Here is a 12,895-nt window from a genome sequence, read left to right on the forward strand (position 1 = left end):
GGCGGGTGCGCCGGCCCCTCCGGCGGGCCCGGCAGATCCGGCGGCGGGCCGAGGGCGGGTCGGCAGCAGCAGTCCGACGGCCGCGGCCGCGCACGCGGCGGCCAGCGCCCCAGTCACGCCGCCCGCCTCCCGTCGAGCAGGTCGAGCAGCCGCCGCGAGCCCGGGCCGGGCGCGAGGTCGCCGTCCGCGCTGAACCGCACCGCCGGCACGGTGCGCACCAGTCCGCCCGGATCCCGCTCCAGCACTGCGATCTCGCCGAGCCGGCGCCGTCCGGAGCCGCGGTCGCGGACCACGTGGAGCACGGCGTCGAGCGCCGAGGCGAGCTGGCTGTGGGCCGCCTCGCGCCCCAGACCGGCGGTCAGCGCGAGCGCCTCCACGCGCGCCGGCACGTCGGTCGCCGAGTTGGCGTGCAGCGTGCCGCAGCCGCCCTCGTGGCCGGTGTTCATCGCGGCCATCAGGTCGACCACGGCCGCGTCGCGGACCTCGCCGACGACCAGCCGGTCGGGCCGCATCCGCAGCGCCTGGCGCACCAGGTCGCGCAGCACGACCGCGCCCGCCCCCTCGAGGTTGGCCGGGCGGGCCTCCAGCCCCACCACCTGCGGGTGGCGCGGCCGCAGCTCGGCGGCGTCCTCCACCACGACGATCCGCTCGGCCGGGTCGACCTCGCCGAGCATCGCCGCCAGCAGGGTGGTCTTGCCGCTGCCCGTGCCGCCGCTGACCAGGAACGCCAGCCGCGCGGCGACCACCTGGCCCAGCAGCTCCAGGCCGTCGTCGGTCAGCGCCCGCTCGGCGGCGAGCTCGTCGAGGGTGAAACCGCCGCTGCGCGGCACCCGCAGCGAGATCGCCGTCCCCGGCTGGGCGAGCGGCGCCAGCACCGCGTGGCAGCGGGTGCCGTCGGGCAGCCGGACGTCGGCGTACGGCGCCGCGTCGTCGAGACGGCGACCGCCCGCGGCCACCAGCCGCTGCGCGAGGCGGCGTACGGCGTCCTCGGACTCGATCACGACCTCGGTCTCCTCCAGGCCGATGCCGCGGTCGATGCGGACCGGTCCGGACCCGTTGACCAGCACGTCGGTGACGTCGGGCAGCCGGAGCAGCGGCTCGAGCGGGCCGGCGCCGACGACGTCGCGCCGCAGCTGCTCGTAGACGGCGAGCACCGTCGCGTCGCCGACGGGGCGGCCGGCGGCCCGCAGCGCGTCGGCCACGCGGTGCGGCGAGAGCGCGCCGGGCGTGGCCGCGAGCCGGCGCCGGACCTCCTCGACCAGCGACGTGACGTCGTCGGCGATCACGCCGCAGCCTCCCGCTGCGCCGCTCCGTCGAGGATGCCGGCGACGGCCCGGGCGAGTGGTCCGCGGCCGGAGCGCAGCGGCCCGAGGCCGAGGTCGACCGCCTCCGCGAGCCCGCGCTGGTCCCGCATCTGCACCGCGACCGGCAGCCGGACGGCGCGGGCGACCTCGTCGGCGGTCAGCGCCTCCCCGCGCAGCACCAGCCGCGCGGACGGGTGGCCGGCGAACCGCGCGCGCATCCGAGCCGCGCCGGCCACGCCGACCACGCTCGCGACCGTCACCACCAGCAGCTCGTCGCACCGCGCCGCGACCTCGTCGGTCAGCGCGTCGGGCGTGCGCGGCAGGTCGACCACCACGGTCCGGTGCCCGCGGCGGGCCGCCGACACCGCCTCCCGCACGGCGAACGCCTGCAGCGTCTGCACCCGCCCGTCGACGTACCAGCTGAGGACGCCGAGCGAGCCCTTGCGCGGCAGCGCCTCACGCAGCGCCCGTGCCGAGAGCCGGCCCGTTGTCTGGCACAGGGCATCCCAGCGGAACCCGTCGTGGCGCTCCAGGCCGAGCATCCGGTCGAGGCCCGGCCCCTGCGGGTCGCAGTCGATCACCACGGCGTCACCCGACCGCGCCGCCCACTGACCCAGCGCGCAGGCCAGCGTGGTCGCGCCCGCGCCGCCGGTGCCGCCGACCACGCCGATCACCCGGCCGCGGGCCGGCTGCTGCTCGGTCAGGTCGGCGAGCAGCTCCACCAGCCAGCCTGCCGACCCGGGCAGGCCGATGACGTTCTCCGCGCCGAGCGCCAGCGTGGTGCGGAAGAGCTCGTGCGGCGCCTCCCGGTTGGTGACCACCCACGCCTGCGCGCGCTTGTCCGGCGCCACCTTCGTCATCGGCGCGGCGAGGTCGGCTCCGACGAGTACGACGGGGGCATGGCTCCAGCTGCGGAGCGCGGTCAGCGGGTCGCGGGCGACGGTCGGCGTCACGTCGGCCGCGGCGAGGAGGGGCAGCAGGTCGGTGAGCAGCGCCTCGTCGTCGGTCACCACGAGGGGTGGCGCGGCGGCGGCGTCGGGGCGGGCAGGGGCGGCGGGTCGGGTGCGTCGGTCCATGCCCCCACGGTCGCCGTACCGGCGCAGGGATACGCCTCGGGGCGGCGCGGCCTGTGGAGGACGGCTCGCCGGGCCGCGCCTGTGGACGCGAGGTGGCGGATCCGCGGCCGCGCGACACCTACGATGGGCGCATGGCCCCCGTGGGTGCGCCCACCGCGGCGTTCTTCGACCTCGACAAGACGATCATCGCCAAGTCGAGCGTGCTGGCCTTCAGCAAGCCCTTCCAGGCCGGCGGGCTGATCTCGCGACGGGCGGTGCTGCGGTCGGCCTACGCCCAGTTCGTCTTCATGGTCGGGGGCGCCGACCACGACCAGGTCGAGAAGATGCGGCAGTTCATGTCCCAGCTCACCGCCGGGTGGGACGTCGCCACCGTGCGCGAGATCGTGGCCGACACGCTGCACAACGTCGTCGACCCGCTCGTGTACGACGAGGCGGTGGAGCTGATGGAGCAGCACCACGCCGCGGGACGCGACGTCGTCATCGTCTCCACGTCGGGCAGCGAGGTGGTCGAGCCGATCGGCGCGATGCTCGGCGCCGACCGGGTGATCGCGACCCGGCTCGAGGTCGAGGACGGCCACTACACCGGCGAGATCGGCTACTACGCCTACGCCGAGGAGAAGGCCACCGCGATCCGGGCGCTGGCCGAGGAGCGCGGCTACGACCTGGCCCGCAGCTACGGCTACTCCGACTCGATCACCGACGTGCCCATGCTGGAGGCCGTCGGCCACCCCCACGCGGTCAACCCCGACAAGGAGCTGCGCAAGGTCGCGGTCTCCCGCGAGTGGCCGGTGCTGGAGTTCACCAAGCCGGTGACGCTCCGGTCGCGGATCCACCTGCCCCCGCCGAAGCCGACGCTCGCCGCGCTCGCCGTCGGCGGCGTCGTCGCGGTGGGTGCGGCCGTGTGGATCGGCGCGCGGAAGCGGACGCTCAGCGCCTGAGCGGTGCCACCGCGCGGGCGGGTCCCGGAGGCGTCGTACGGGGCGAGCGGGCAGTGTGCCCTCAACCGGCCAGACAACCCCTTCCGGAGCCCAATTGCAACCCTTGAAGGTGCCCGGGGAGTGGCGTACAAAGGAGACAAGAACTCAAGAGCAACACGTGATCCCGGTACCCACGCGGCGATCCACCCTTCCCAACAGGGCGCTGGTCTCTCGGAACACTTCCGGGGCAGCAATATGACGATGCACGCCTGGTAGCCGAAGGTTCACGTGTCAGCGGTGGCACCCGAGACACTCGATGACTCGGGTGCCACCTGCATGTCCGGGGCCGTTGGCGGCTGCTCGACCGGTCGGCTACTCGGCGTCGCGGACCAGCGGGCTGGCCTCGGCGGCCGCGGCGTAGGCCTCGGCCGCGTACAGCAGCCAGGAGTGCATGCCGGACTGGCCGCCGGTGGCCCAGCCGCGGAGGTTCGACTCGTACTGCGGGCGGAGCGCGAGGTGCGCGGCCTCCGGCACGACCAGCGACTTCTCGTCGACGCCCTTGGTGGCGAGCAGCAGCCGCTCCGCGGCCCGGGCGACGATGCCGTTGTGGGAGCCGAACGGCGCGGCGGTGACGAGCTCGGCGTGCACCACGGCCGCCACCGCGAGGGCGGGGGCCTCGGTCGGCGCGGTGATCAGCTCGGCGATGCCGCGCAGCCGCAGCGCGGAGTCGCCGTCGCGCGGCCGGCCGAGCCGATCGTCGGGGAGCGACCCGCGGGCCGCGACGGCGTGCATCCGCGCCAGCGCCTGCAGCGGCTGGCGGCGCAGCACCGGCATCAGCGAGAGCAGCTCGGTGGAGAGGCGTACGGCGTCCGCGGCGATCTCGTCGCCCTCGCCCGCGCGCACCGCGGCGAGCGAGGCGGCCGACCCCTCGAGCACCGCGCTGGCGTGGGCACCGCGCAGCAGCGACTCGGCGGTCAGGTCCGGGCCGGTGCGGCGCAGGCCACGGTCGCGAAGCACGACGTCGATGCCGTCCCGGGCGCCGGCGAAGCCCGAGGGGACGCCTTCGAGCGCCACCAGCCAGGCGTGCGGGTCTCCACTCACGGCGTCACGCTATCGGGCGAGCGTGCCTCCACGATCCGGTGCCCGGGGCGCCGTACATTCGGGCCTGATGGCTACCGACGACGCTTCGCCCGCTCGCCCCGCCCTCTCCTTCGGGGGCGTGGCGGAGGCCTATGACCGCGGCCGCCCCGGCTACCCGCGCGACGCCGCGGCCTGGCTGGCCGGTGACCGGCCGCTGTCGGTCCTCGAGCTCGGCGCCGGGACCGGCAGGCTCACCGAGCAGCTGGTCGCCCTCGGCCACGACGTCCACGCCACCGACCCCGACCCGCGGATGCTCGACCGGCTCGCCGCGCGGCTGCCGGAGCTCCGGGTCTCCCAGACCACGGCGGAGGAGATCCCGGCCGCCGACGCGAGCTTCGACGTCGTCCTCGCGGCGGACAGCTACGAGTGGTTCGACCACGAGCGGGCGCTGCCCGAGATCGCGCGGGTACTCAAGCGTGGCGGGTCGCTGGGCGTCGTACGCAACGTCCGCGACGAGCGGATCCCGTGGGTGAAGCGGCTCGGCAACCTGGTCGGCCACCACGTCGCGGGTGCGGGCGTCGGCGAGGAGCTCGAGGCGTCGCCGTACTTCGGTCCGGTCGAGGTCGCCACCTTCAAGCAGTGGCACGTGATCGACCGCTCGACGGTGCAGGACATGGTGCGCTCGATCGCCGAGGTCGCCGTGCTCGACGCCACGGGCCAGGAGGCGAAGGTCCGCGAGGTGCTCGACTTCTACGACGACTTCGGGCGCGGGATGGACGGCATGCAGCTGCCGTACGTCACCGAGTGCTACCGCGCCGTCGTCGGCATCCGGCCGCAGCCGCGGCCCGAGGCCCGGCCGGCTTCGGCCGACGACGGTGCCGATGCTGGGACTGGTGCTGGTGTCGGCGCCGATGCGGGCATCGCCGGCGCGACGGGTGCTCACGCGGAGTCGGTCGCCGCCTCGTCCTCCCCCGCCGTCGACCCGCCCACCGACGACGACTCCGGCGTCCTGCTCATCGACTTCCGCTGACCCACCCATCTCGCCCCGTCGGGCCTCGGGTGCGTTGAGTCGGCCGTCCTGGCGCGTCGAGTCGGGTGTGGTGGCGCGGCGAGCCGCGTCCGTCGTACGACGCGTGGGGCGGCCCTGCGCGGGCCTGGGCGGCCCTGGGCGGGCGAAGGCCGGCGACGACCGGGCCGACGCCGGCGCGACGAGACCTGCCCCCTCGCGCGCGAGAACCTCCCACCTCGCGGACCGAAACCTTCCACCTCGCGGACCGAAACCTGCCCCCTCGCGCGCCACAACCTCCCACCTCGCGCGCCACAACCTCCCACCTCGTGCGCCGAAACCCGCCACCTCGTGCGCCGGAACCTGCCCCCTCGTGCGGCACGATGGGGGCATGCGGATCGCGCGGTGGTGGCAGCGCGGGCACCTGGGGAGCGAGGCCGACCGGGCGGCGTTCCGGGCGCTGCATCAGGCCTCGCTCGCCTCGCCGGCGCTGCGGGAGGGGCTGACCCAGGACAGTGCCGAGCGGGCGATCCGGCACCTGCGCAACCTGCTCGGCACACCGGCGATGGCGATCACCGACAACGAGACGGTGCTGGCGTGGGACGGGCTCGGGGGGCACCACGCCGACCAGGCGACGGTGGTCGCGCTGCTGGCCGCCGAGCGCGGCGCCACCCGCACCGTCGACCGCGGCCAGCTCTCCTGCGAGACCAACGGGTGCCCCGTGCGCACCGGCGTGGTCAGCCCGCTGATCGTGGACGACCGGGTGCTCGGCACGGTGCAGGCGTTCGCGCCCAGCCCCACCGCCGGGCTGGTCCGCGCCACCGACGAGGTCGCGCAGTGGGTCTCGGGACAGCTCGAGCTCGCCGAGCTGGACGCCCACCGCAACCGGATGATCGAGGCCGAGGTGCGGGCGCTGCGCGCGCAGATCAGCCCGCACTTCGTCTACAACTCGCTCAACGCCATCGCCAGCTTCGTGCGCACCGACCCCGACCGGGCCCGTGACCTGCTGCTGGAGTTCGCCGACTTCACGCGCTACTCCTTCCGCCGCCACGGCGAGTTCACCACGCTCGCCGAGGAGCTCCGCTCGATCGAGCGCTACCTCCTGCTCGAGCAGGCGAGGTTCGGCGACCGGCTCCAGGTCACGCTCAACATCGCGCCGGAGGTGCTGCCGGTCGTCGTACCGTTCCTGTGCATCCAGCCGCTCGTCGAGAACGCCGTGCGCCACGGCCTGGAGGGCGCGGGCTCGCCGGAGAAGCCGGCCGGCCACCTGCGGATCATCGCCCACGACCGCGGCCACGAGGCCCTGCTCGAGGTCGAGGACGACGGGGCCGGCGAGGACCCGGAGCGGGTACGACGCGCGCTCGCCGGCGACGCGTCGCTGGACTCCGTCGGGCTGGGCAATGTGGACGCGCGGCTGCGCGCGACCTTCGGCGACGACTACGGTCTCGTCGTGGAGACCGCACCGGGGGCCGGGACCAAGGTGATCGTGCGCGTGCCGAAGTTCGCGCCGGGAGTGACCGCGCAGTGACGGGCGCGACCGGCCCGATCAGCGGCCCCCTCAGCGGCCCCGGGAGCGGCCCGCAGCAGCCCGACCGGCTGCGGGTGCTGGTCGTCGACGACGAGCAGCCGGCGCTCGACGAGCTGTCGTACCTGCTCGAGGCCGACGAGCGGGTGGGCGAGGTGGTGGCCTGCCGCTCGGCGACCGAGGGACTGCGCACCCTGCGCGAGTGCGAAGTCGACTGCGTCTTCCTCGACATCCAGATGCCCGGCCTGAGCGGCCTGGAGCTGGCCGAGGTGCTCGGCCGGTTCAAGCAGCCGCCGCCGGTGGTCTTCGTGACCGCCCACGAGCAGCACGCCGTCGAGGCGTTCGACCTGCACGCCGTCGACTACGTGCTCAAGCCGGTGCGGCCCGAGCGGCTCGCCGAGGCGGTGCGCCGGGTGGTGACCGACGCCGACCGGCGGCCCGCCCCGGCCGACACCCAGATCGCCGTGGAGCGCGGCGGCGTCACCCGGTTCGTCGACCGGCACGACATCACCCACGTCGAGGCGCAGGGCGACTACGCCCGGCTGCACACCGGCGGCGACGCCTACCTCGTGCGCGTGCCGCTCTCCACGCTCGAGGAGGAGTGGGCCGAGGCCGGCTTCCACCGGATCCACCGCTCGCTGCTGGTCTCGCTCGCCCACGTGACCGAGGTGCGCACCGAGGAGGGACGCACCTCGGTGGTCGTCGGCGGCACCGAGCTGCCGGTGAGCCGCCGGCACACCCGCGGCCTCCGCGACGTGCTCGTACGACGCGCACGGGGCGGCCCCTGATGTCCGACCGGGTGCGGGTCACCGGTCCCCCGCGGCGCAACGCCTCGGCGCGGACCGGTCCGGCGAGCCGGATCGGCGACGTGCACGAGCAGACCCCGCTGGGCGACCTCTACCTGCGGTCGCTGCTCAGCGAGCAGCTCGGCCTGGCGGGCCGGGTGCTCGCCGTACTGGTGTTGACGCTCGGCCTGGTCCCGCTGGCCTTCCACCTCTGGCCCCACCTGGCCGAGGTGGAGGTGGTCGGGCTGCCCGTGGCGTGGGTGGTGCTGGGCGTCGCGGTGCACCCGTTCCTGGTGGCGCTCGGCTGGGGCTACGTGCGGCGGGTGGAGCGCAACGAGCGGGTCTTCGCCGACCTGGTGGGGGCCGAGCCGGACCCCTATCCCGGTCGAGGCCACTCCGGTGCCCCGGGTTCCGGTCCGGGGCATCTGGGGCCTGAGGCGTGAGGGCCGGACGACGATGAGCACCTCCGCCGTACCCGGCCTGATCGCGGTCATCGCGGTCTCGCTGGTGACCCTCGCGATCGGCACTTGGGGGCTCCGCTTCTCCCGGACGACCAGCGACTTCTTCGTGGCCTCGCGGACCGTGCGGCCGCCGCTCAACGCCTCGGCGATCGGCGGGGAGTACCTCTCCGCCGCCTCCTTCCTCGGCGTCGCCGGCCTGCTGTTCGTGGGCGGCGCGGAGATGCTTTGGTACCCCGTCGGCTGGACGGCCGGCTACCTCGTGCTCCTGGTGCTGGTGGCGGCCCCGCTGCGCCGCTCCGGCGCCTACACGCTGCCCGACTTCGCCGAGGCCCGGCTGGGCTCGCCGGCCGTCCGCGCGGCGTGCTCGCTGCTCGTGGTGGGCGTGGGCTGGCTCTACCTCGTGCCGCAGTTCGAGGGCGCCGGGATCACCCTCCACTCCGCCATCGGCACGCCGGAGTGGGTGGGCCCGGTGGTCGTCGGCGCCGTCGTGCTCTTCGGCGTCTCCTCCGGCGGCATGCGCTCGATCACCTTCGTGCAGGCGTTCCAGTACTGGCTGAAGGTGACCGCGATCCTGGTTCCGGCGGCGGTGCTGGTGGCGGTCTGGTGGGGCGACGGCCGCCCCGGCCACGCCATCCCCGGCGAGAGCTGGTCGGTGCCGGTGGCCTCCGGCGGCAGCCTCGGCCTCTACACGACGTACTCGCTGATCGTCGCGCTGTTCCTCGGCACCATGGGCCTGCCGCACGTGGTGGTGCGGTTCTACACCAACCCCGACGGCCGCGGCGCGCGTCGTACGACGGTGGTGGTGCTCGCCCTGCTCGGCCTGTTCTACCTCTGGCCGCCGGTGTACGCCGCCCTCGGCCGCGTGTACGGCGAGCCGCTGGCCGAGTCGGGACGGGCCGACGTGCTCGTGCTGGCGCTGCCCCGACTGGTCGTCGACGGCGTCGGCGGCGACGTGCTCACCGGCCTGGTGACCGCGGGCGCGTTCGCGGCGTTCCTCGCCACCGCGTCGGGGCTGGCGATCGCGGTGTCCGGCGTGGTCACCCAGGACCTCACCAGCCGGCTCGTGGGCGACCGGATCGGCGGGGTGGCGGCGTTCCGGATCTCCGCCGTGGCGGCCGTGGTGATCCCCGTGGTGGTGGCGCTGTTCGTGCACGACGTCAGCGTCGCGCGGGCCGTCGGGCTGGCGTTCGCGGTCGCCGCGTCGACGTTCTGCCCGCTGCTGGTCCTCGGCATCTGGTGGCCTCGGCTCACCGACCTCGGCGCGCTGGCCGGCCTGTTCGCCGGCGGGGTCGGGGCCGGCGGCGCAGCGGTGCTCAACCTGGCCGGCGTCTCCCACGAGGGCTGGGCGGGGGCGCTGCTGGGTCAGCCGGCCGCCTGGAGCGTGCCGCTCGCCGCCGGGGTGATGGTGCTGGTGTCGCTCGCGACGCCCGGTCGCGAGCCGGTGCACGCCCGCCGGTTCCTGGTGCGGCTGCACACGCCGGAGGTCTTGGGGTCCTCGACGCGGGGGTGAGGTGGGCGGGGGGTTGTCGCGGGAGCTGGCATGTAACTCGGTGTTACGACCTCTACCTCGGTACTCGGGCATCTGCCACGGTCCTATGACCGGTCACAGCACCCAGGTAGTGGACCGAACACCGAGTTACATGGCGACCTCGCCCGACCTCCCCGGCCGGCCCCGCGTACGCCGCGTCCCGCCGCCCGGGGCTACGCCTCGGCCAGCGCCGCCCTGATCCGCTTGCGCAGGTCTCGGCGCGGCAGCTCGTCGATCAGCCGCACCATGACGCCGCGATCGGCCTCCCCGCCACGGGTGATCAGCGCGTCGACGGCCGCCGAGGCGGCACCGAACGCCAGCGCCTGCGGGAAACCGTCGAGGCCGTTGTGGACGGCTCCGCGTCGAGCAATCGACCCCAGGAGCTCCGCCGGCCAGGACTCGCCGGGGAGGCACGTGGTGGCGAAGGCGGCTGCCCGGACGATGTCGCCGTTGGCACCGACGAAGAGCGTCGCGCAGCAGGCGCCGATCCACGACCCCGGCCACTCCGGCACCGGGTCGGCGACCGCGGCGAGCTCGACCCAGCGGCGCAGCAGGTCTCGAGCGGGCGACGGCCGGAGGGCGCGGTCGACCTCGGCGAGCCACCGCCTGCCGGGCTTGCGCGGGCCCAGGTCGACCAGCAAGCGGACCAGTGGGGAGACCTCGTCGGCGGGCAGCGCCCGGGCGGCGTCCCGCGCCGGTCCCGCCCAGGTGTCCCCGTCCTCCAGCAGCGAGAGGTCCAGGATGCCGGGCGGTGCCACGGTGGCGATCACCCGCCTCGCGAGGCGGAGCAGCTCGGTGACGCGGTGCTGCTCGTCGCCGATCGCCGCGAAGTAGTCCGCGCAGCGGGTGAGCGCGTCGAGCAACGCGGCGTCGGCCAGTCCGGCCGCGCACACCTGACGCGCGCCGCGCAGCGCGATGGCCACCCGGCGGTCGTCGTACGGCGCCCGCCCGGTCACCGCGGTCACGGCAGTGGTCGCCGTCGCCGCCGTCCAGGGATGGCTCAGCGACGACAGCCGGTCCCAGGGCTGCCGGTGCCTACCCATCCAGTCGAGGCGCTCGTCGAAGGGGTCGAAGCAGAGCATGTCGCCCGGCCGGGCGGCGTCATGCTCGACGGTGGCCAGCAGGACCAGCACACCCGACAGCCTGGCGTCGGGGCTCAGCCGACGGTCGGTCAGCACGTCCGGCCACGCGCTCCAGCCGACCCCGAGCGACGCGAGCGCGGCGTCGAACGCGGCTCGATGCGACTCCACGTCGGACACGACTCGGAGTATGGCGTAGCCGAGCGCGCGACGTCCCCATCTCGGCGTGGTCGTGACGGCGGTCGCCGGAGGAGCTGGCATGTAACTCGGTGTTACGACCTCTACCTCGGTCTTCGGGCATCTGCCACGGTCCTATGACCGGTCACAGCACCCAGGTAGTGGACCGAACACCGAGTTACATGGCGACCAGCCACCCAGCCCGGCCGCCGCGGACCAGCCACCCCACACCCACCCCGACCAGCACCGCCCCCTCCGTACGCTCGAAGGCATGACCACGGCACCCCCGAGCGCCGTCGCGCTCCAGGCCCGCTTCGCCACCGAGCTGCCGGAGCTGGCCGCGCCGTGGCAGGCCGCGGAGCCGCCGGCACCGCGGCTGCTCGTGCTCAACGACGCGCTCGCCGAGGACCTCGGGCTCGATCCCGCGTGGCTGCGGACCGAGGAGGGGCTCGGCCTGCTGACCGGCGCCCGTCCCCCGGCCGGCGCGAGGCCGGTCGCGCAGGCCTACGCGGGCCACCAGTTCGGCGGGTTCACCCAGCTCGGCGACGGCCGGGCGCTGCTGCTCGGCGAGCTCATCGACCGCGACGGGCGGCTGCGCGACCTGCACCTCAAGGGCTCCGGCCGCACCCACTTCGCCCGCGGCGGCGACGGGTTGGCGGCGGTCGGCCCGATGCTGCGCGAGCACGTCGTGAGCGAGGCGATGCACGCCCTCGGCATCCCCACCACCCGCTCCCTCGCGGTGGTCGCCACCGGCCGCGACGTACGACGCGAGACCGTGCTGCCGGGCGCCGTGCTGGCGCGGGTGGCGAGCAGCCACCTGCGGGTCGGGTCGTTCCAGCTGGTGCAGGCGATGGGCGACTCCGACCTGCTGCGCCGGCTCGCCGACCACGCCATCGCCCGCCACCACCCCGCCGCGGCAGCCGACCCGGCGCCGTACCTCGCCTTCTACCGCGCCGTCATCGCCGCCCAGGCCCGGCTCGTCGCGGAGTGGATGCTCGTCGGCTTCGTGCACGGCGTGATGAACACCGACAACATGACCGTCTCCGGCGAGACCATCGACTACGGGCCGTGCGCGTTCCTCGAGGCGTTCGACCCGGCGACCGTGTTCAGCTCGATCGACCACGGCGGCCGTTACGCCTACGGCAACCAGCCGCCGGTCGCGGCGTGGAACCTCGCCCGCTTCGGCGAGGCGCTGCTGCCGCTGCTCGCCGACGAGCAGGACGAGGCGGTCGGGCTGGCGACCGAGGCGCTCGGCTCCTTCGGCGAGGAGTACGCCGCCGCGTGGTCGGCCGGGATCCGCGCCAAGCTCGGCCTCGCGGGCACTGGGCGCCCGGGCGAGCCGCTGCCCGAGGGCCTGGCCGAGGACCTGCTCGGCCTCCTCAAGGACAGCCACGTCAACCACACGTCGTTCTGGCGCCACCTGGCCACCGCGGCGCGGGGCGACGCCGAGCCGGTGCGGGGACAGTTCCTCGACCTGGCCGCCATCGACGGCTGGCTGGAGCGCTGGCGCGCGCTCGGCCCCGACCCGGACGCGATGGACGCGGTCAACCCGCTCTACATCCCGCGCAACCACCTCGTCGAGGAGGCGCTGGACGCCGCGACCGCCGGCGACCTGGCGCCGCTGCACCGGCTGCTCGAGGCGGTGACCCGGCCGTACGACGAGCGGCCCGGCCTGGAGCGCTACGCAGCGCCGGCGCCGGAGGACTTCGGCCGGTACACGACCTTCTGCGGCACCTGAGACTCGCCGGCACGCCCGGGTGACCGCCGGCCCAGCGGGTACCTCCCCACCATGAGGATCATGCGCACGCTCGCCACCGCCGGCATCGCCAAGAAGCTCTTCGACGAGGCCCGCAAGCCGCACAACCAGGCCAAGATCAGGTCCGGGATCGACCAGCTCCGCAGCCGGACCCGCGGCCGCAGCGGCAAGCGGCACTGACGCCGACTCGACCAGCCGCCC

At 75.1% G+C, this 12,895-nt stretch carries 12 protein-coding genes; 8 read left to right on the forward strand and 4 right to left on the reverse strand.

Annotation, left to right across the window (positions count from 1 at the left end):
• Positions 1-113: 113 nt before the first annotated feature.
• On the reverse strand, positions 114-1,283 hold the full coding sequence (locus ACPOLA_RS10015; RefSeq protein ID WP_435770374.1) for a TadA family conjugal transfer-associated ATPase: 1,170 nt from the start codon (positions 1,281-1,283) through the stop codon (positions 114-116).
• Positions 1,283-2,380 (reverse strand): septum site-determining protein Ssd, encoded by a 1,098-nt coding sequence (gene ssd / locus ACPOLA_RS10020; protein ID WP_435770278.1) that lies wholly within the window; start codon positions 2,378-2,380, stop codon positions 1,283-1,285. Before ssd ends, ACPOLA_RS10015 begins: the two co-directional genes overlap by 1 nt.
• Positions 2,381-2,511: 131 nt before the next feature.
• Here ssd and ACPOLA_RS10025 point away from each other — a divergent pair, with 131 nt between their 5' ends.
• Positions 2,512-3,318 (forward strand): HAD family hydrolase, encoded by an 807-nt coding sequence (locus tag ACPOLA_RS10025; RefSeq protein WP_435770279.1) that lies wholly within the window; start codon positions 2,512-2,514, stop codon positions 3,316-3,318.
• A 351-nt stretch (positions 3,319-3,669) separates the two neighbouring features.
• Here ACPOLA_RS10025 and ACPOLA_RS10030 read toward each other — a convergent pair whose 3' ends face one another.
• Positions 3,670-4,398, reverse strand: a complete 729-nt coding sequence (locus ACPOLA_RS10030; RefSeq protein WP_435770280.1) for an oxidoreductase — start codon at positions 4,396-4,398, stop codon at positions 3,670-3,672.
• Positions 4,399-4,465: 67 nt separating this feature from the next.
• Between ACPOLA_RS10030 and ACPOLA_RS10035 the strand changes: the two genes are divergently transcribed.
• The 5 genes from ACPOLA_RS10035 (at position 4,466) to ACPOLA_RS10055 (ending at position 9,664) form a co-directional block, all read left to right on the forward strand.
• Entirely contained in the window at positions 4,466-5,407 is a 942-nt protein-coding gene (locus ACPOLA_RS10035) for a class I SAM-dependent methyltransferase (RefSeq protein ID WP_435770281.1), read from the forward strand.
• Positions 5,408-5,774: 367 nt separating this feature from the next.
• Complete coding sequence (locus ACPOLA_RS10040) at positions 5,775-6,911, forward strand: sensor histidine kinase (protein WP_435770282.1); 1,137 nt, start codon at positions 5,775-5,777, stop codon at positions 6,909-6,911.
• A complete protein-coding gene (locus ACPOLA_RS10045; RefSeq protein ID WP_435770283.1) occupies positions 6,908-7,696 on the forward strand; it encodes a LytR/AlgR family response regulator transcription factor in 789 nt (262 codons plus the stop codon). Before ACPOLA_RS10040 ends, ACPOLA_RS10045 begins: the two co-directional genes overlap by 4 nt.
• Positions 7,696-8,136, forward strand: coding sequence for a hypothetical protein (locus ACPOLA_RS10050; RefSeq protein WP_435770284.1), 441 nt, complete (start codon positions 7,696-7,698; stop codon positions 8,134-8,136). Before ACPOLA_RS10045 ends, ACPOLA_RS10050 begins: the two co-directional genes overlap by 1 nt.
• A gap of 13 nt (positions 8,137-8,149) precedes the next feature.
• Positions 8,150-9,664, forward strand: coding sequence for a sodium/solute symporter (locus ACPOLA_RS10055; RefSeq protein WP_435770285.1), 1,515 nt, complete (start codon positions 8,150-8,152; stop codon positions 9,662-9,664).
• Between the two features lie 191 nt (positions 9,665-9,855).
• Here ACPOLA_RS10055 and ACPOLA_RS10060 read toward each other — a convergent pair whose 3' ends face one another.
• Complete coding sequence (locus tag ACPOLA_RS10060; RefSeq protein WP_435770286.1) at positions 9,856-10,941, reverse strand: hypothetical protein; 1,086 nt, start codon at positions 10,939-10,941, stop codon at positions 9,856-9,858.
• Between the two features lie 268 nt (positions 10,942-11,209).
• Between ACPOLA_RS10060 and ACPOLA_RS10065 the strand changes: the two genes are divergently transcribed.
• Both ACPOLA_RS10065 and ACPOLA_RS10070 read left to right on the forward strand, forming a co-directional pair.
• Positions 11,210-12,676 carry a protein adenylyltransferase SelO gene (locus ACPOLA_RS10065; protein WP_435770287.1) on the forward strand — a complete coding sequence of 489 codons (1,467 nt, stop codon included), beginning with the start codon at positions 11,210-11,212 and terminating at the stop codon, positions 12,674-12,676.
• 60 nt (positions 12,677-12,736) lie between these two features.
• Positions 12,737-12,874 (forward strand): hypothetical protein, encoded by a 138-nt coding sequence (locus tag ACPOLA_RS10070; RefSeq protein ID WP_435770288.1) that lies wholly within the window; start codon positions 12,737-12,739, stop codon positions 12,872-12,874.
• Positions 12,875-12,895 lie beyond the last annotated feature (21 nt).

This window comes from Nocardioides proteolyticus (assembly GCF_051280635.3).
Lineage (GTDB): Bacteria > Actinomycetota > Actinomycetes > Propionibacteriales > Nocardioidaceae > Nocardioides.

What these genes read in the sequence shown, in the direction of transcription:
- ACPOLA_RS10025 (WP_435770279.1), top strand. Translation starts at nt 2,512, where the DNA reads ATGGCCCCCGTGGGTGCGCCCACCGCGGCGTTCTTCGACCTCGACAAG.
- ACPOLA_RS10070 (WP_435770288.1), top strand. Translation starts at nt 12,737, where the DNA reads ATGCGCACGCTCGCCACCGCCGGCATCGCCAAGAAGCTCTTCGACGAG.
- ACPOLA_RS10055 (WP_435770285.1), top strand. Translation starts at nt 8,150, where the DNA reads ATGAGCACCTCCGCCGTACCCGGCCTGATCGCGGTCATCGCGGTCTCG.
- ssd (WP_435770278.1), bottom strand. Translation starts at nt 2,380, where the DNA reads ATGGACCGACGCACCCGACCCGCCGCCCCTGCCCGCCCCGACGCCGCC.
- ACPOLA_RS10040 (WP_435770282.1), top strand. Translation starts at nt 5,775, where the DNA reads ATGCGGATCGCGCGGTGGTGGCAGCGCGGGCACCTGGGGAGCGAGGCC.
- ACPOLA_RS10035 (WP_435770281.1), top strand. Translation starts at nt 4,466, where the DNA reads ATGGCTACCGACGACGCTTCGCCCGCTCGCCCCGCCCTCTCCTTCGGG.
- ACPOLA_RS10050 (WP_435770284.1), top strand. Translation starts at nt 7,696, where the DNA reads ATGTCCGACCGGGTGCGGGTCACCGGTCCCCCGCGGCGCAACGCCTCG.
- ACPOLA_RS10065 (WP_435770287.1), top strand. Translation starts at nt 11,210, where the DNA reads ATGACCACGGCACCCCCGAGCGCCGTCGCGCTCCAGGCCCGCTTCGCC.